The sequence below is a fragment of the Streptococcus dentasini genome, from assembly GCF_053206945.1.
In genome coordinates this window covers 83,417-100,970 of sequence record NZ_JBRUHS010000005.1, presented here as the reverse complement: position 1 = coordinate 100,970, position 17,554 = coordinate 83,417, and the positions used below count along the sequence as shown (strand labels likewise).

The 17,554-nt window shown below is 39.5% G+C and carries 15 protein-coding genes and 2 pseudogenes; 13 read left to right on the top strand and 4 right to left on the bottom strand.

Annotated features, from left to right (window positions below; all coding sequences use genetic code 11):
• The first annotated feature begins 103 nt into the window (after positions 1 to 103).
• The 5 genes from rlmD (at position 104) to ACVR1G_RS05525 (ending at position 5,154) form a co-directional block, all read left to right on the top strand.
• Positions 104 to 1,468: a 23S rRNA (uracil(1939)-C(5))-methyltransferase RlmD gene (gene rlmD / locus ACVR1G_RS05545; RefSeq protein ID WP_447452200.1), complete on the top strand. Its 1,365-nt coding sequence runs from the start codon at positions 104 to 106 to the stop codon at positions 1,466 to 1,468.
• 473 nt (positions 1,469 to 1,941) lie between these two features.
• On the top strand, positions 1,942 to 2,775 hold the full coding sequence (locus tag ACVR1G_RS05540) for a recombinase family protein (RefSeq protein WP_447452199.1): 834 nt from the start codon (positions 1,942 to 1,944) through the stop codon (positions 2,773 to 2,775).
• 326 nt (positions 2,776 to 3,101) lie between these two features.
• The gene (locus ACVR1G_RS05535; RefSeq protein ID WP_447452198.1) at positions 3,102 to 3,536 is read left to right on the top strand and encodes a GyrI-like domain-containing protein; all 435 of its coding nucleotides are present in this window, start codon (positions 3,102 to 3,104) and stop codon (positions 3,534 to 3,536) included.
• A 697-nt stretch (positions 3,537 to 4,233) separates the two neighbouring features.
• The gene (locus ACVR1G_RS05530; protein WP_447452197.1) at positions 4,234 to 4,611 is read left to right on the top strand and encodes an iron chaperone; all 378 of its coding nucleotides are present in this window, start codon (positions 4,234 to 4,236) and stop codon (positions 4,609 to 4,611) included.
• Between the two features lie 111 nt (positions 4,612 to 4,722).
• On the top strand, positions 4,723 to 5,154 hold the full coding sequence (locus ACVR1G_RS05525; protein WP_447452196.1) for a hypothetical protein: 432 nt from the start codon (positions 4,723 to 4,725) through the stop codon (positions 5,152 to 5,154).
• A 475-nt stretch (positions 5,155 to 5,629) separates the two neighbouring features.
• On the opposite strand, the gene ACVR1G_RS05520 is transcribed toward ACVR1G_RS05525, so the two are convergent.
• Genes ACVR1G_RS05520 through ACVR1G_RS05510 form a run of 3 tightly spaced genes read right to left on the bottom strand, consistent with a single transcriptional unit; the run spans position 5,630 to position 7,473 of the window.
• Positions 5,630 to 6,031 (bottom strand): nuclear transport factor 2 family protein, encoded by a 402-nt coding sequence (locus tag ACVR1G_RS05520; RefSeq protein WP_172051474.1) that lies wholly within the window; start codon positions 6,029 to 6,031, stop codon positions 5,630 to 5,632.
• Positions 6,032 to 6,035: 4 nt separating this feature from the next.
• The gene (locus ACVR1G_RS05515; RefSeq protein ID WP_447452195.1) at positions 6,036 to 6,845 is read right to left on the bottom strand and encodes an MBL fold metallo-hydrolase; all 810 of its coding nucleotides are present in this window, start codon (positions 6,843 to 6,845) and stop codon (positions 6,036 to 6,038) included.
• Between the two features lies 1 nt (position 6,846).
• Positions 6,847 to 7,473, bottom strand: a complete 627-nt coding sequence (locus ACVR1G_RS05510) for a DsbA family protein (protein ID WP_317335063.1) — start codon at positions 7,471 to 7,473, stop codon at positions 6,847 to 6,849.
• 213 nt (positions 7,474 to 7,686) lie between these two features.
• Here ACVR1G_RS05510 and ACVR1G_RS05505 point away from each other — a divergent pair, with 213 nt between their 5' ends.
• A complete protein-coding gene (locus ACVR1G_RS05505) occupies positions 7,687 to 8,031 on the top strand; it encodes a winged helix-turn-helix transcriptional regulator (protein ID WP_447452194.1) in 345 nt (114 codons plus the stop codon).
• A 765-nt stretch (positions 8,032 to 8,796) separates the two neighbouring features.
• Here ACVR1G_RS05505 and ACVR1G_RS05500 read toward each other — a convergent pair.
• Positions 8,797 to 9,654, bottom strand: a complete 858-nt coding sequence (locus ACVR1G_RS05500; protein ID WP_447452193.1) for a LysR family transcriptional regulator — start codon at positions 9,652 to 9,654, stop codon at positions 8,797 to 8,799.
• Between the two features lie 117 nt (positions 9,655 to 9,771).
• Here ACVR1G_RS05500 and ACVR1G_RS05495 point away from each other — a divergent pair, with 117 nt between their 5' ends.
• The 7 genes and pseudogenes from ACVR1G_RS05495 to ACVR1G_RS05465 form a co-directional block, all read left to right on the top strand.
• On the top strand, positions 9,772 to 10,635 hold the full coding sequence (locus ACVR1G_RS05495) for an aldo/keto reductase (RefSeq protein WP_447452233.1): 864 nt from the start codon (positions 9,772 to 9,774) through the stop codon (positions 10,633 to 10,635).
• Positions 10,636 to 10,719: 84 nt separating this feature from the next.
• A pseudogene (locus tag ACVR1G_RS05490) lies at positions 10,720 to 11,721 on the top strand (aldo/keto reductase).
• A gap of 298 nt (positions 11,722 to 12,019) precedes the next feature.
• Positions 12,020 to 13,183 (top strand): low temperature requirement protein A, encoded by a 1,164-nt coding sequence (locus ACVR1G_RS05485; protein WP_447452192.1) that lies wholly within the window; start codon positions 12,020 to 12,022, stop codon positions 13,181 to 13,183.
• A 733-nt stretch (positions 13,184 to 13,916) separates the two neighbouring features.
• Positions 13,917 to 14,978, top strand: coding sequence for an alpha/beta fold hydrolase (locus tag ACVR1G_RS05480; protein WP_447452191.1), 1,062 nt, complete (start codon positions 13,917 to 13,919; stop codon positions 14,976 to 14,978).
• Positions 14,979 to 15,976: 998 nt separating this feature from the next.
• Positions 15,977 to 16,270 (top strand): type II toxin-antitoxin system RelB/ParD family antitoxin, encoded by a 294-nt coding sequence (gene relB / locus ACVR1G_RS05475; RefSeq protein WP_447452190.1) that lies wholly within the window; start codon positions 15,977 to 15,979, stop codon positions 16,268 to 16,270.
• Positions 16,263 to 16,601 (top strand): type II toxin-antitoxin system RelE/ParE family toxin, encoded by a 339-nt coding sequence (locus ACVR1G_RS05470; RefSeq protein ID WP_447452189.1) that lies wholly within the window; start codon positions 16,263 to 16,265, stop codon positions 16,599 to 16,601. Before relB ends, ACVR1G_RS05470 begins: the two co-directional genes overlap by 8 nt.
• Positions 16,602 to 16,922: 321 nt before the next feature.
• A pseudogene (locus ACVR1G_RS05465) lies at positions 16,923 to 17,075 on the top strand (23S rRNA (uracil(1939)-C(5))-methyltransferase RlmD); the annotation flags it as partial.
• Positions 17,076 to 17,554: the final 479 nt, after the last annotated feature.

Below are 17,554 nucleotides of genomic sequence, written 5' to 3'. Positions count from 1 at the left end.
AGATGTATAAAGGATTAGGGGTGAGAATTTAAGACTCTTCGAGGATAAGTTCTGCCCCTTTTCTTTTGATAATAGCAGAGCAAAAACAAGAAAAGAGAAATCCATGTTAAGAAAGAATGATAGTGTAGAGGTTGAAATTGTTGATTTAACCCACGAAGGACAAGGTGTTGCTAAGGTTGATGGCTTTGTCTTTTTCGTTGAAAACGCCCTGCCTAATGAGAGAATCCGCATGCGTGTGCTCAAGGTCAAGAAGAATATTGGCTATGGGAAGGTAGAAGAATACCTGACCACATCACCTTACCGCAATCAGGACTTAGACGCGGCTTATTTGCGCACAGGTATTGCGGATTTTGGTCATTTGGCCTACAGTGAGCAGCTTAAGTTTAAAACCAAGCAGGTTATTGATAACCTCTACAAAACAGCAGGAATTTCAGATGTGAAAGTTGCTGATGCGCTTGGTATGGACAATCCTGTTGCCTATCGCAACAAGGCTCAGGTACCTGTCCGCCGTGTCAATGGTCAATTGGAAACAGGCTTTTTCCGCAAGAATTCACATGACCTCATGCCTATCGAGGATTTCTATATTCAGGATAAGAAAATTGATCAGCTGATACTCTTTGTCCGTGATCTTCTGCGCCGCTTTGACATCAAACCTTATGATGAAAAGGAGCAGACTGGTCTTATCCGCAATCTCGTTGTTCGTCGTGGACACTACACAGGTCAGATGATGCTGGTTCTCGTGACCACACGTTCAAAAGTTTTCCGCATTGAGCAGATGGTTGAGAAGATCGTTGCCGCCTTCCCAGCCGTCAAGTCCATCATCCAAAATATCAATGACAAAAATACCAACGCCATCCTTGGACCTGACTTCCGCACCCTATATGGATCAGACACCATTGAGGACACCATGCTTGGCAACCGCTATGCCATTTCCGCCCAATCTTTCTACCAGGTCAACACTGTCATGGCTGAAAAGCTCTATCAAACAGCTATTGATTTCTCAGCATTGACTCCCGATGACGTGGTGATTGACGCCTACTCCGGTATCGGAACTATTGGTCTATCCTTTGCCAAGCAAGTCAAGGCCGTTTATGGGGTTGAAGTGATTGAAAGAGCAGTCAAGGATGCTGAGAAAAATGCTGCGCTAAACGGTATTACCAATGCCCATTACGTAGCAGATTCAGCTGAAAATGCCATGGCCCAGTGGAGCAAAGAAGGCATCCAGCCAGATGTCATTCTGGTAGACCCACCGCGCAAAGGCCTAACAGAAAGCTTTATTAAAGCAAGTACTGCCATGCAGCCCAAGAAAATCACCTATATCTCCTGCAACCCAGCCACCATGGCGCGTGACATCAAGCTTTATGAAGAACTAGGCTATAAGCTTAAAAAAGTGCAACCAGTGGACTTATTTCCGAATACGCACCACGTGGAGTGTGTTTCTCTGCTCGTGAAACCTAGAATCTTTTGATAAATCGCAATAGTAAAAAGCCTTGGTTTCAAAGCTTTTTGTGATATATGGGAAGTATCAGAGTAAGAGCAGCAGTTGTGTGTCTTGGTCTGATATGTGGAATTGTTGGGTTTCTATTTCCATTAACACTTAGGGTATATATTTATTTCCAATGAGCATGGCTTTATAGGAATAAATATATACCCTCTTATATGGAAGTTCAAGAGAGGCTTGATCTAGAGAAGTCTATTGAGGGTGATGGATACAGATAGATGAATATTTGCCTTGAATTTTGAGAACCTTAGGAGTAAAATTAAGGTTGTTTATTTGAAAATTCCATGATAGAATAAATTTGAAATATTGGATCTTCTGTTATCGGGATAGGGGTTCGACTCCCCTCCTCATCATTTGCTGCTAACCGATCAGAGAACTCTACATGGGGAATTCGAAAGAAATTTGAACGTGGCATTGTTCAAGTCAATACGACCAAGTTCATGGGCTACGACAAGGATGAGAACGGTAGGTTGATCATTAATCCAGAACAAGCTGAGGTTGTTAAACACATCTATAGTCAGTTCTTAAAAGGCTACAGTCCAGAAAGCATTGCCAAGGAACTCAACACTAAAGGTATCAAGGGCTGGTCAGGAAAAGCCAACTGGTATCCAAGTAGCATTTTCAAAATGCTTCAAAACGAGAAATACAAAGGGGACGCCTTATTACAAAAGACTTTTACCGTTGATTTTCTGACTAAGAAACGAGTTCAAAATGACGGTCAGGTTAACCAATACTATGTAGAAAATAGCCATGAAGCTATTATTGACAAAGACACATGGGAATTAGTACAGTTGGAATTGACAAGGAGGAAAGACTTTCGAGAAGAACATCAACTGAAAGCTTACATCATGCAAAATGACGATAATCCTTTTACAACTAAGGTCTTCTGTGCCGAGTGTGGTGACGCCTTTGGTCGAAAGAACTGGACAACCAGCCGAGGAAAAAGGAAGGTCTGGCAGTGCAATAACCGCTATCGAGTGACAGGTGTCATGGGCTGTAGCAACAACCACATTGATGAGGAGATGCTAGAGAAGGCTTTTATGAAAGCCGTCAGCATCCTTAAATCCCATAAAGCTGATGTCCTCGATAAGCTAGACAAACTGAGCAAGGGCGACAATCTTCTGCATAAGCATTATGCTAAGTTCATGAAACAGATTCTTGACCTAGACCATTTTGATAGCACTATCATGTGCCAAGTTCTCGACAACATCACAATATCCGAAAGTGGGCAGCTTACTGTAACATTTCTTGAAGGAACAGAAGTTGACTTATAAGAGACTGCGACCGAAAGGATGCGGTTTTTTGTGTTATAATGTAAAAGTAAAATTTAGGAGGAACAGTATCTTGAATTCTTGTATTTCTCAAGAGATTTTATCTGAGATGTTTGATGAAGCAATTTTGAGTGATATGTGCCAAAAGGTAGGCTGTCCATCTTTGAATAGTTTGGATGATATTGCAGATTACAATTTCTGTGGTTCTACTTGTTTATGTTATAATGTAATCGTGTTCGATATATGTTAGCTATGTCTATTAAAGATATATTGCTAATATATTGGCATGGGAACAAAGTAGATTAATTTATTTTTGAAAGGGAATGTGTATGCGGGTTAACATAGTAGAAAAAGGGCCAAATACATTTTATGGCATTCCTAATAAAGCTACAGTAGACTCAAATTTTGAAAAATACTGGTGTCAGTATTATAATTTTGTTTCATTGGACTACTCAACCCCAATTGGGTATTCAACAAGTCCAGATGAAGATGGTACTTTTACTTATTACACTTGTATTCAAAATATCCCACAAAATAAGGAGTTATTCAAAAAAATTCATTTACCTAAGACAACATATGCAATATTTGAATTAAAAGGAGCAGTAACAAAAACTATTCCTATTGCGTGGAGATTTGCGAAGGAAAACTTTATAATTGGAAATACAGCTAGTATTGAAGTATACTCCTCTGGTAACCGTCTTGATAAGAATTATAGAATGGAACTTTGGATTCCAATTTCGGAAGTTCTTCCATCCTTTCAATAGAATAATAGTTTATGGGGAAAAATAAAGCGTGGGATTGGTGCAGCAGTCGATGGAGCAATTGACTTCTTAAAAACAGAGACTGGTCAAACTACTATGATATTAGGTGGACTTGCTGTAGCAGCTGGGATAACTCTACTTTTATCGAATTCAGAGGTAGACTTGTAAGTGACTGTGACCGAAAGGTTGCAGTATTTTTGTTGTTTCGTGGCATAATAGATGAGATCTGATATAAGTGGTATTACACCGATATCTAGTGAGGTAAGTTGATAATGGATTGTAGTTATCCAAGTTTAGACATGATTAAACCGATATTTTTGAATTCTGACATTTTCAGAGAGTTAATGTTTGTGTTTTATTATTTAATATTGTATACTCAGTCTATAATAAAAAGAGGTGATACTTATGCACTGCGTTAAAAAGTATCAGCACAGACAAATACGTGTAGCCCAGTTCAAATAGAACCGTTTTTAACATTTAATTTTGCTAGTCCAAGTGGCATTTATTTTGCTGTAAAAGGACAACGATAAAAAGTATATGAGTCATTCGCTGTATGGTGGATGGAATTATTATTGTTGTTTACAGCAATAATAATAATTCACGATAAGATAGCCTTGTCTATATGATACGGCAAAAATAAATTACTAAGAAAATAGTATATTAATTGATTATTATTTTAAACCTACAAGGAGAAATGATTATGGTAAAACAGCAGGTGTTTGAGGAGTTTTTGCATAAGATTGATGTGGTAGAACAACGAGATAGAGTTGAGAATCTTCTTTATTGGATTTTGGATGAATTTCCTGAATTAGAACCAGTTATTAAATGGAATCAACCAATGGTGACGCATAACGGAACATATATATTTGGTCTAAGTGTTAATAAACAGTCTATTGCAATTAGTCCCGAAGCAGCTACAATAAAGCATTTTTTAAATGATATTGAAAAAATAGGTTATAGTCATACTGATAATATTATTCGCATAAAATGGAACGAATCGATTGATTATGATTTAATAAAAAATATGATTGTGTTTCAAATGGAAGAAAAATCTGGATTTGATCGATTTTGGAGATAGATGTTGGAATTGTTTGATCGCTAAAGTATTAAATATAGAAATGTTGGGGAAATAGCGTTGAATCTTGGTGCTCATAACTACAAGGTAATGAAAAATGCTATACACTCACATATGAGCAGTGAAGAGATAGAAAACTGGAGTAGCCAAGCAATTAGTCAGTTGATAACGAATAAAGATGAGATTATTAAGAACTTAGAAATTCTGATGACGGCGTTGGATCATACTGAAGAAGTAGAAAATGAACTAGAAACTTTATCATCTCGCTTACTCAGTATTCAAGAAGAAGTAGAACAGTTAGTCAGTCAGAATGCGAAAGTTGCACAAAATCAAAGTGCTTATCAGAAAAAGTATGATGAACTGGTTGAAAAGTACCACGAACTGCAGAAAGAACACAGTGAGAAACAACTAGCCTTACACGAAAGAAAAATAAAACTAAAAGAGTTGGACAGTTTTATAGATATCCTAAAACAACAAGAAAAACTAGATGTAGAATACGATGAAAAACTATTTAACACACTGGTTGATAAGCTAGTGATATATTAAGATAAAAAAGTAGAAGTACAATTTAAAAACGGACAAGTCATATCGATGTGATATGGCTTGTTTTTTATTTTAATTCATTTGAACTAAATAGAAAATATCAAAAAATAATGTGAGGGATTTTATAAGTCATGAATAATAAAGTTTTAATCCATTGATGTAGTTATTGAGTACTACTGTATCAAATTTTAAAATGTTCGAAGTCCAAATTAGTAGAATGAAATATGCATCAAACCCATATTCCTGTAAGGGGATAGAGAATACTCTTACGGAATTTTTCTAGATTAACCTTTTGAATGTGCTTGAAGATTTCGGGAAAATTTTACAATGAGATTTTTAATAGACTCTGGTAAGAAATGGTCAAAATGGATGGAGAACCTATAAAACTCCCTTGGGATAGAGTTACTCAAGGGAGTTTCTTGTTTATGTGGCCGTTTGATTTTCCTCAGTCGGAAAAATCTTATCCCAGACTATGTTTCTACCCTTCCATAGCCTTTACAACCGGATAGCTGTCTACAACTTGGATGAATTGGCTGACTTTATTGTCTGCATTAAAGGTATAAAGATGGACAAAGTCTGCTTGGAAGGATTTCTGAGATTTTTTATAAGTGCCACTGTAGCGACCGTATACCATGACCTGCTGACCATTAAAGGCATAGCGAAGCGGCTCAGCGGTATAACCAATCCACTCGGTGCCCAAACGTTTATGAACATTGTTGAGCACTGCTTCTTTGCCTACATAGGTCCCGGCATAGGGAAATCCGGCAGCTTCTGTCCAAGAGACATCATCTGCTAGATAGGTGGCAAATTCCTCTAGTTTCCCCTGTCCAGTCAGTTCGTAGGTTTTGGCTAAAATAACTTGATAATCGTGTTCTGTCATTTTCTTACCCCCATGGCATTTCTTGCATCACAACCTTGGCACTCAGTCCCAGTACGCCTTGGTTTGGTAAATTTGGAAAGGCTTGGTTCATGGCTGCCATAAAGGCTGCAGAATCTGCACTTTCTGACTCTACCTGGATAGCTTTTTCGAGGTAGGCTTTGGTAAAGCTCAAGGCAGTCTTGTCAAACTTGCTTTCTGGATTACTATGGCTTGGAATGAGGTGGTCAATATCCATTTGCTCCAAATCCTCCAGACGAGCTGCCCAAGTCTGCATTTCCTCAACTGTCTTGCTATCAGCTAAAAAGACATGAGCTTGATCAAAGGTGTCAATCCCACCAATCATCACTTTCTGGTCTTTGTCATAAAGGTTGATACGGTGACTATCACCAACCATTTCAAGGGTTACACCCTGCCAGTTGATGACATTTCCCTCAATAGCCTGTGGTAAGACCACATTGACAGGAGCATCCGTCCCAAGCTGACCTGACCAAACGGCCAATTTACCTAAGACTTTCTGAACGATGTGTTCTTGAGTTTCCTTGGTCGCTCGGATAATCGCCTCAGGAAAGGCTGCCTTAATCACCTCTGCTCCAAAGTAATAATCTGGGTCACCGTGAATGAGAAAGACCTCATCAAGTTCCAACTGATTGGCTTTCAAATAAGCCACGATTTCTAGGGCACTAGTCTTTGTGAAGGTTGTATTGATTAAAAAGGCATGCCCATCTTTCTCAAGCAAACTTGCTGTCACTAAGAAGCTTTGGTCATTGGTTGTGAAAGTTGTGATGGTGTAATTTGCAGTATTGATTTGTTTCATTTTAGTTCTCCATATCTAATAAGGTTTGGTATTGTTGCTCAAGGTCACTAGCTGTCATGGCTTGCCCTCTGAAATCATAGTATTTGTCACCGATTTGAGCGATGACCGTCGGATAGCTTTGGATGCCCATGGCTCTCGCCTTTTGGAAATCTAACTGGGCATGCTGACCGTTCTCTAATGCAAGGGTGAGTTGCTCTTCTAGTTTTTCATCTAAGTCGAAAGCCTTTAAAATGGGAAGATAGGTAGCAACCTCACTTAAGCTCTTGCCATTTTCAAAAAAGGCTTTTTGCATAGCGAAAGCTAGCTCTGACTGGCGAGAGACTGGCACGTGCTCACGCAATAGGGCAAAAGCTGCTGCTGGACCAGTTGAATCCAGCGACATGCTGCCTTCAGAAAGAGCAAGCTGATAGCCCTCGCCAAAGGTCACAGGATACAGGCTTTCAATCTTGGCATTTCCTGACTCAAAAAAGCCATACTCTCCAATAGCTCTGCTATTGTCACCAAGAAATAGTCCACCGGAAATCGTCTCTAGCTCAAGCTCAGGATGCTGGGCATGGAAATCCGTAAAGATACTGTTAAAACCATAGCACCAACCACAGTAGGCATCCCAGATATAATAAAGTTTCATTGTCGTCCTCCTCTCTTGTTTATGCTCTTATTATACAAGATACAATATTTTTGAAAAGTAGGTTTTTTTCGAATAGATACTATCTTTTTAGATAGAATTGTATAGTTACGGGCTAAAATAAAATGATATTTTTTTGCGATACTCTATTTTTTAGACATACTTTACATTTTGATAGTACATCTGCTATACTAGACTACAATAGAAAGGTGAATCATGGCAACATTTACAAAACATACTATTCCCGATTGTCCTTATGTGACCACTCAGAAAGTTCTTTCAGGCAAGTGGGCTATTATTATCTTACATTTATTGGAAGATGGCGACGTGCGATTCAACGAAATCCACCGTCAGATTGAGGGCATTTCACAAGCAACCTTAACCAAGCAACTGCGTCAATTAGAGGAAGACGGACTGATCACACGCAAAGTCTATCCACAAGTCCCACCTAAGGTCGAGTATAACCTGAGTGACCTTGGGAAAGAATTTACCAGCGTCCTTGATCAAATCAATATCTTTGGACAAAAGTACATCGAGTTCGTCAAAGAAAAAGAAAACTAGGTTCCAATTTTGACCACTCCTAAAGTTAGACAATAATATCTAATATAGGGATAGGTTCCATTTGGACCTAGTTTTTTCTATATATCTTTGTTTTCAGGAAAGTCAAGATCTGATTGATAAACTGCAATATGATCGTAGGCGATCTGTTTCCAGCCATCTGGGATACTTCTATTTTAGCATGTAGAGTTTTATACTAACTTTACATTCCAATACAAGAATGAAGCATGCATACATCAAATACTTTCGTTTAAAAGTGTAATCCTAAATTTAACCACTTCGTTTCGTTTTATAGTATAGGTAATTCCTATCACCACATGTCGAGGTAGTTGGTTTGCTCGTAAAATCCTAGAAACCTTTGAACGAAAGGGATAATGAAAAGCCTTGATTGCAAGGCTTTTTGTATTGGAGTGGGGAAGTATCAGAGTGAGAAAATTTTTGGAATGAGTAGAAGTGATCGCTAGAAACGATCAAAATCTATTTCCATTTACCCTGTGGGTACGTGTTTGTTTCCATTGACAAGGAGTTTCAGGGAATAGAAACGTACCCACTTTATAGGAGGTCATGGTGACCAGTTATTATCTGTTCATATGGAAGCCATCAACCACTGGACACTTCCATGTTCAGAGTTAGCTTGTTTTGCGACAGAAAAAGGCTTTGCCAATCAATTGACTATTCCAGAAGGTGGGGAAAGTTTTATCTTTTTACTGCGTCTAAAAAATAAATTCAAAAACAATTCCTTTAGAAGTTTCACTCTAAGGGGATTGTTTAGTTCAGTTTTTCTCGAATAGTTGAAAGTAGCGGTGCTAGGCGCTGCTTGTCTTCAATCAGATAATTGGCATAGATGGGAACAGTGGCAACCTCGTCAGTGATTTTTAGGGCAATTCTACGGTCGAAATTGTCGATTTCCTCACTGCGTAATTTGTTGGTTAGGTTGGTTGTAAAGACAGGGAAGTTGGCATATCGATTGATTTCTTCAAAGCTATCGTCATTCTGTTGGTAGAGGAATTTTGCACGAGGAATGTGTTTCTCGATAATCTCTTGCCATACCCCTATGTCACTTAGTACCAAGAAGCTCTGCCCAGCCAAATTGTTAAAGCTTGTCTCACTTTTATCGGCGGTTGTCGTCATGGCGTCCAAATTGACATAGAGATATTCATCTGTCAGGTAAAGCGACTCTACTTGGTCGGAGTAGAGCTCTTGATCGGAGAGGATAAGTGTTGCTTTACGATTGAACAATTGCTGTATGATATCAGACGTTTTTAGCAAGCCTAGTAATAATGTGGCATTTTTAATTACCTCAGTTTGCAAAACCAGGCGTGGTCCGGGTAGTGTAAAGCCGATCTGAATACTTTGGTGGTGGCGATCGAAATTTTGAACAGTCTGGATGAAGTTGTCTTGGGCTTTCAGAAGCTTGGCTGCTTCTTTGGCTGCCAGTTGGCCTGTTTCGGTCAGGCTGATGCGGTTGGGCTTGCGGTCAAAGAGGGCGACACCTAGGTCATCTTCCAACTTTTGCATGCCGCGCGTGACGGTAGGTTGGGTCACCATGAGGTGCTCTGCTGTGGCGGCCAGCGTCCCGTACTTAGCAAAAGCCACCAATTCTTCTAAGAGGTAATTGTCAATCATAATAGCTCCTTTCTTAAGTATACGTTAATAGTATACTATCATACCTAACTAGCAATTTTCAAGTCGTTTAAAGCAGGTTATACTAATATCATCAAGAAAACAAGTGAGGTAAACATGATGACAAACACAGTTACAGTAACCCTTAACAACGGCGTAAAAATGCCAGCAGTTGGCTTTGGTGTTTTCCAGATTCAAGATGCCGATACGACCCAACAAGTGGTAGAAGAAGCCATCAAGACAGGCTACCGCCTTATTGATACGGCTGAAGCCTATGGTAATGAAGAAGCAGTCGGAAAAGCCATTAAAGCCTCTGGTGTGCCACGTGAGGAGCTCTTTATTACGACCAAAGCCTTTATCCAGCATATGAGCTACGAGGGGGCTAAGGAAGCCTTCGCTGAATCTTTGAAAAAATTGGATTTGGATTATATTGACCTTTATCTCTTACATCAGCCTGTCGGTGATACTTTTGGGGCCTGGCGTGCTTTGGAAGAACTTTACAAGGCAGGAAAAATCCGTGCTATTGGCGTTTCAAATTTCAAAAATGACCAGATTGCTAACTTGTCACTTTTTAATGAGGTCATTCCAGCTGTCAATCAAGTAGAAGTCCATGTTTTTCACCAAAAACAAGCTGACCAAGACTATCTCGCTTCAAAAGGCATTCAAATGGAGAGCTGGGGTGCTTTTGCAGAAGGTAAAAATGATGTCTTCAACAATCCTGTCTTGAAAGCTATTGCAGACAAGTACGGAAAGACAACCGCCCAGGTCATGTTGCGTTGGCAGTTGCAACGTGGTATCGTAAGCCTGTCTAAATCAGCTAATCCAGAACGTGTTCGTCAAAACTTTGCAATCTTTGATTTTGAATTGTCGGATGACGATATGGCACAAATTGCCACTCTCAACACTGATACTACTGTCTTTGCCGACCACCACGACGCTACAACCGTTGAACTCTTGGCTGGATTTGTGGGGAAAAGCTTCTAAACTATATCATCTTGAATAAAAAGCAAAAAAGTTGGTTTTGGCAGACTGACTTATTGAGATTTTCACAATAGAAAGGACAACAATATGAAATACACACGATTAGGTAACACAGGCTTGATGGTCTCAAAGATCTGTTTAGGCTGTATGAGTTTTGGTGATGCGAGCTAAGGCTTTCAGTCAGGTTGGCTCTTGGATGAAGACAAGTCTCGAGTTATTATAAAGAAAGCCTTAGATACTGGTATCAATTTCTTCGATACTACAAATATCTATGGACTTGGTTCCAGCGAAGAATATCTGGGTCGAGCTATTCGAGATTTTGCCAAGCGAGAGGAAGTGGTCATTGCGACCAAGGTATTCTTTGGCGATAGTGCATTTGGCGATGGGCAAACGCCTGCTCCAAATACAGTAGGATTATCACGCAAGGCTATTTTTCATCAGGTTGAAGCCAGTCTCAAACGTTTGGGGACAGACTACATTGATATTCTCTATATTCACCGTTGGGATTATAATCCCCCAATTGAAGAAACCATGTCCGCGCTGAATGACTTAGTGCGTAGTGGTAAAGTTCATTATTTAGGAGCTTCAGCCATGTACACCCGGCAAATTCAGAAGGCACAGTATATCGCTGAGAGAAATGGCTGGACTAAATTTTCCGTCATGCAAAATCACTATAATCTCATCTATCGTGAGGACGAGCGTGAGATGATTCCTTTCTGCAAGGATTCAGGTGTTGGTTTGGCTCCCTATAGTCCGCTAGCAGCAGGTCGTCTGGTACGGGATTGGTCAGCAGATACCGCCCGCAGCAAGACCGATGAGACCAACAAGTCTAAATATGATAGTAAGAAAGAACAGGATTATCCTATCGTAGAGCAAGTTGCACATTTAGCGGAAAAATACGGAAAAACGCGTGCAAAAATAGCCCTAGCTTGGCTTTGGCAAAAAGGCGTGGATAGTCCGATTATGTGAGTAACTAAAGAGCAGTATTTAGATGATTTCCTAGGTGCATTTGGAGTAATCTTATCGGATGAAGATATGGCCTACCTCGAGGAATTGTATCAACCGCATGCCATTGTTGGTGCTTTGTAAGGTGTGGATAGTCAGAATAGCAAATAATAGAGAGCTTCGTCTCCCACAGATAGCTCAAAATTTTGTGCCAGATCAAACCGCACTAAAACATATTGACACCATCTTTTAATGCATTACGGACCGGATTGGAATACGCTAGGGACAAGTCAATGGTAGTAGTCTATTTACTAAAACATAGCGATTTGTAAAAAAACTAGAACATATTGGACAGTAAGTCAGACAGCCATTCACCTATCTAGACTGAATAGATTTTTCTGTTATAATATGTAAAGAAAAATTTAGACTAGAAAGGGATTTTATGCCTGAAAAATCTGTTCGCGTCAAGCGCGTATCTAACTATGAACTCTTTTTTGACCTGGCAATGGTCTTTGCTATTGGACAACTGACTTCAGCCATTCATTTAGAGCATATCACTTGGCTGGAAATCTTTTCATTCATCCTTGCCAGTATCACGATGTGGGTCATCTGGATCAATGAAGTTTTCTATTACGAAAAATACGGGGATTCTCGAAGGATTGATGTTTTTAGTGTCATTGCCCTCATGTTTTTCCTGGGCAATCTTGCCTTTGAACTGAACATGGATTCGAGACAATGGTTGGAAACGGGAGCATCCTATTTTAACTGGCTCTTGATTGCCTGTTATGTCGTCATCCTGATCCAGTACTATCTAAAGGGGCGACATCTAGGTTTTAATCGAGATATGAAGGTATCCATGGGTCTTCTTTGTATTTATATCCTTTCAGTTTTGCCATTTGCATTTGGTTTATTTAGTGGAAATATCTGGGTAGTTGCTATCTACTTTCTACCTCTAATACTACCTCGAGTGGCCAATCATTATTTATACAGAGGTGTAGCAACAAAGACCAACTTCCCCCATGCCTTGGAGAGGTCTCAGCTTGTGACCATACTGACCTTTGGAGAATCAGTTATCGCTATTATTAGCACCTATCCCTTGTCATCTAGTCTCTATCAAGGAGCTCTACTCTTTTTAGCAATGGCTTTCCTCTTTATATTCTATATGTCTCAGACCTTTATCGGAATAGAAGATCACCAAGAGGCTAATGTAACCCCCCTGTTTTACATCCATGTCTTGATTTTCCTAGGGATAAATTCCTTTACGGTTGGCTTGGAGTTTTTAGCGGATCATCACCATGCCAATCTCGGACTCTGGTTCTTTATTATCGGTGTTGTTCTCTTTTTTACTGGAACCTTAATGACGACCACTTATAACCATTCTATCTATCGTCTTCAAAGAAAACACTACTTGGTATTTGGCTTAGGAATCCTTTTGTTCGTTATCGTCGCACTGGCCATCGGCGCCCATATCTTGCCTCTTTCTATTCTGGTTATTATCCTGACACATTTTGCTAGTCGCTATTACTTCAAGATTCGCCACCATGCCCGTGAGAGAAACAGTATCCCCCACCCAGATCCAAAACTGAATTTAAGAGATTTTTCATAACGTCTACTCTGTCAGAAATGGCAGAGTTTTTATCCATTTAGAAGAATATAAAGAGATTTTCGTTCAAGGTACTAATCACGTGGAAGTGGTATCGCTGCTTGTACGAGTTGATAAACCAAGGAAGTAAAAGCAGATGTTCTGCCCATGCGATAGCTGTCGCAGAACGTAGTGATGCAGTAACAGAGAACCGCTGAATGTGTAGCTTTGCTCGTGAAAGCCAAACCTTTGGACGAAAGAGATAAAAAGCCTTGAATTCAAGGCTTTTTTGAGATTTGAACTTTTCGTCAGTGGCTGTGATTGACACTCCATGCGAACTTATCAACCGTACTGATTCGGAGCCGATTTTGACTATTTTGACTATTTTTACATAGTTTAAGCTATGGATTGGATGTCAAGTTTTGAGTTATACTCTTTGAAAATCAAAATTGTACTTTGCTGACTTCAGCTTACCATACCCAAGTACTGTCTGTACCTCGTCTAGATTGATTTTCTTTGAGTATTAATGGATTGGATGTTTTTTAGCGCTGAGTGAGCGGATTAGATGTAAAGGTTGGGAAGGCTTGAAAATAAGAATGTGTTGGTGAGTCAATCAGAATGATGGAGGTCGCTTGTTTATAGCATGAAATGCAACTAAAGCTTACAGAAGTCATACAAATATGCCGTGTTTGGTTGGTGGAAACTATGCATGCCCTCGAGTAAAATTAGTATAGAAATTATCGAAAGAGGGTGCGAAATGATAGCGATAGAAATCATTTTGATTATTATTCTGAGTATTGCCGCCATAGTTGCGATAGCCTTCGGACTTTATTGGTATCACAACACGCATTGGTATGATAAATATGAGAAAGCGTTGAAGACGTCAGGTGCAGTTGAAAAGCAAGTTACTCTTCCGAGTGGTAATGTCATCAATTATGGTGAAGTGAACAATGATAAACCTGCCCTTCTATTAATCCACGGGCAGATGAGCATCTGGGAAGACTATGCACTTGTTCTTCCTGAGCTTAGTAAAAATTGGCATATTTACGCTGTTGATGTTTATGGACACGGGGAATCATCACATGATGAAAGTCTGTATTACCTCGATGTGAATGGTGACGATCTGATCTGGTTTATCAATAATGTCATCGGCAAGCCTACCGTTGTTGCCGGACACTCCAACGGAGCAATCACGGCAGCGTATGTAGCAGCATACGGCGGTCAAAACATAGCTGGAGCAGTGCTGGAAGATCCACCAGTATTTTCTACTGATGGAGAAGGCTGGGAAGACAGCTTTGCTTACAAGGATGCGTATAAGCCTTTGCATGATTACAATGAGTCGGATAAGGCAGAGTGTTGGGAAGCTTATTACCTCCGTCACTGCTACTGGGGACAGCTATATATGTCGGATGCCATGCCGAAACTTGCTAACTATGCACAAAAGCAACATCAGAAGAACCCTAATAAGGCTGTTCAGATAGGCTTTCTACCAAGTTCGATTTGGTATGTTTTTGAATATGCCAAGCAATATGATTTTGCATACGGTGAACGCTTCTATGACCTGAGCTGGAATCACGGTTTGACACACAAAGAAATATTGTCAGCAATAGAAGTTCCCTGTGTCTATATTCATGCAAAGGAGATGGTTCACGAGAATGGAACATATCTGTGTGCAGCATCCCGCGAACAAGCCGAGAGAGCGGTGGCTTATATTGGTGAAAATTGTCAGTTGGTCGAGACTGAAGACAGTAACCATGTGATTCATACTGTTCATAGTGCTTTCTATATTGAAAAGGTAAACTCGCTGCTATCAAAATGAGGACATTATGTTAAAAACAAATCTTATTATGCTTCGTAATATACATGGCTTTTCGCAGGAAGAAATAGCGGAGAAAATAGATATCCCCGTAGGACTTATGCAAAAAGGGAGAGTGTCGAACTGTCTCGGACATCGAAAAATATAAGCATCTTGCGGATATCCAAGGTGTCATGATTGATAGGCTGATAAAAACAGAAACGATAGATAGAAAAGAGAACATTCCACCTGCGCCACAAAGAAGCAATATCTGGGACTTGGTGACAATAAATGAATGTGGACAATTTGCAATCCCCAAAAACCGATCGTGAGAGATTCGGTCTTACCAGTGGGCAAAGAAAATGAGGAGAACGATATTTGCCAATAGGTGTTTGATTTTCCATGGTTCACGAGTATCTCTAACTGTAACCAAGAAATTTAGTAGCTCACCTATAACAAAATCCTCCACTTTTATTATAACGAAGGTTAACTTATTTTTATAAAATTGTTATCTGAAAACAAAATTTTCTTCATGCGTTTGTCGTGCATTGCCTTCATTAGCAGGATGGAACCTTATGATATGTTTCGATTTCGATTATGATTTCTTACTTGAATTTCACAAGCAGTATCTGATAGAGTTGATAAAATCGACGCTGAGATTGATGCCGAGTTTAGCTTGAAGCACTAGAAGGACAAGAATGGAATTGTCCTTAATTTACAATAGTTAACATTTCGACGCTGTATCAGTTCTTTGGCGCATAGCGGCGATAATAGGAGGAACATATGGTTCCATATTGTATGGTAAGTAATGGCATTTAGCGGTATCATTTAAATGGTTCATTGGGATGACTTCTGTTCGTTTGGTTACTGACAGCATAGTCCAAATGAACTTTTTTGTATTCGTCACCAAGGGAGCGAAGAAAGTGTCTATGCTGAACGATGTATATTGGATTTTTAGTTGAAATAGGCATTAACGATATGTTATAATGTAAATACAAAATGTATATACAAGAGGTTTTGATATGACTACTACACAACCTGTTAATTTTCGTGCAGATTCTGTTTTTTATCAACAAACCAAGGATATTTTAGCAGACGAGCAAATCAGTCTTACAGATGTTTTAAATGCTGCATTAAGAAAGATTGCGACTGGTGCTGTTGATGCCAAAGAATTTGTTTCGAGTGACTTGCCAGAGTCACAGTATCAAATTGCTTTTGAAGATTTAAAGAAAGAGATTTTGTTAGGCCATCAGGATATTGCTCAAGGTAAGGTCACAGCACTTGCAGACGTAAGAAAGGAATTTGGTCTTGACTAATCGCAAACGTTACAGTGTTTCCTTATCCGATGCGGCTAAACAGGATTTGAAAGCTATTCATGAGTACATTGTTCTCAATTTTTATAGTCAACAATCTGCCGACGGTAAAATTGATTTAATTTTATCGGCTTTAGAAACTTTAGAAACCTTCCCAGAAGCTTGTCCGCGTGTGGCGAGCCGTGGCTATGGTGAATTAACTGATGACGGCAAAAGTTACCGTTATATGCCTATTGAGAATTATTTAGCTTTTTACTACATTGAGGAGCACAATGTTTATATTTCTCGTATCATGAATTCAAAGCAAAACTGGGCAAAATTATTTAATAAGTAATTAGGGAATATTTTGGTATGATAAAAAAGTGACTTTACAAGAGGTAAAGTAAGGGAGTGGGAAAGAACCCAAAAATTGAAAATTTTGGTTCTCACCACTCCCTAATTTCTAGGCGGTGACCTGAAACGATCTCTCCCCAGACCGTTTCATTCCCACCCCTGCACCAAGAGTTTATTCCAATGGACTTATTTCATAACAAACGGTGAAATATTTTGAAGGGAAATAGTCTTCTTCAAAATATTGGTGGCACCAAGTTAATTGTTAATGATGGCAAAGTAACTAAAGAGTACGCTTATCTCTATCGGTTTTCCTTTACCCTATATACCTATGTGTTCCTGTAATCCGGCTACCATGGCGCGTGATATCAAACTTTAAGAAGAACTAGGATATGAGCTGAAAAAAGTGCAGCCAGTTGATCTTTTCCTAAATACATATTACACCGAATGTGTATCTTTACTGGAACAATGCAATTAGATTGTCCGCCGTGTTTTCTTATTTTAAGGAAAGGTGCTCAAAAGATCCAGTGGAGCTTTTGACTCCCGAATACATATCATGTTGAGGTGGCACCACTGTTTGTACGAGCTGATTTATCAGCGAAGTAGTAGGAGATGATCTGCCCTGCGACAAGAGGTTAGCCCCTAGGTTGATAAGGTGCTTTGGAATATATCTGTCTGTGATTGACAAGTGCTCTCATGAGGCCAGATTGGTTAAAAGCGAACCGCTGAGTGTGTTGTCCTGATCGCGAAAGCCTAGAAATTTTTAGACCGTTTATTCAAAAATGGTTGATTGTGAAAGTACAATACAGCAGATGGTAATTTTTAATAAATAAAATGGTATAATTGCCGAGTCTATCGATTTGATGGGGAAATGTCAAATTTTGGCGAGACAGATAGGTCAGTTGACTATGGAAAATTCAGTATGATTGAGAAGGGGTCGGAATACGAATGATAAAA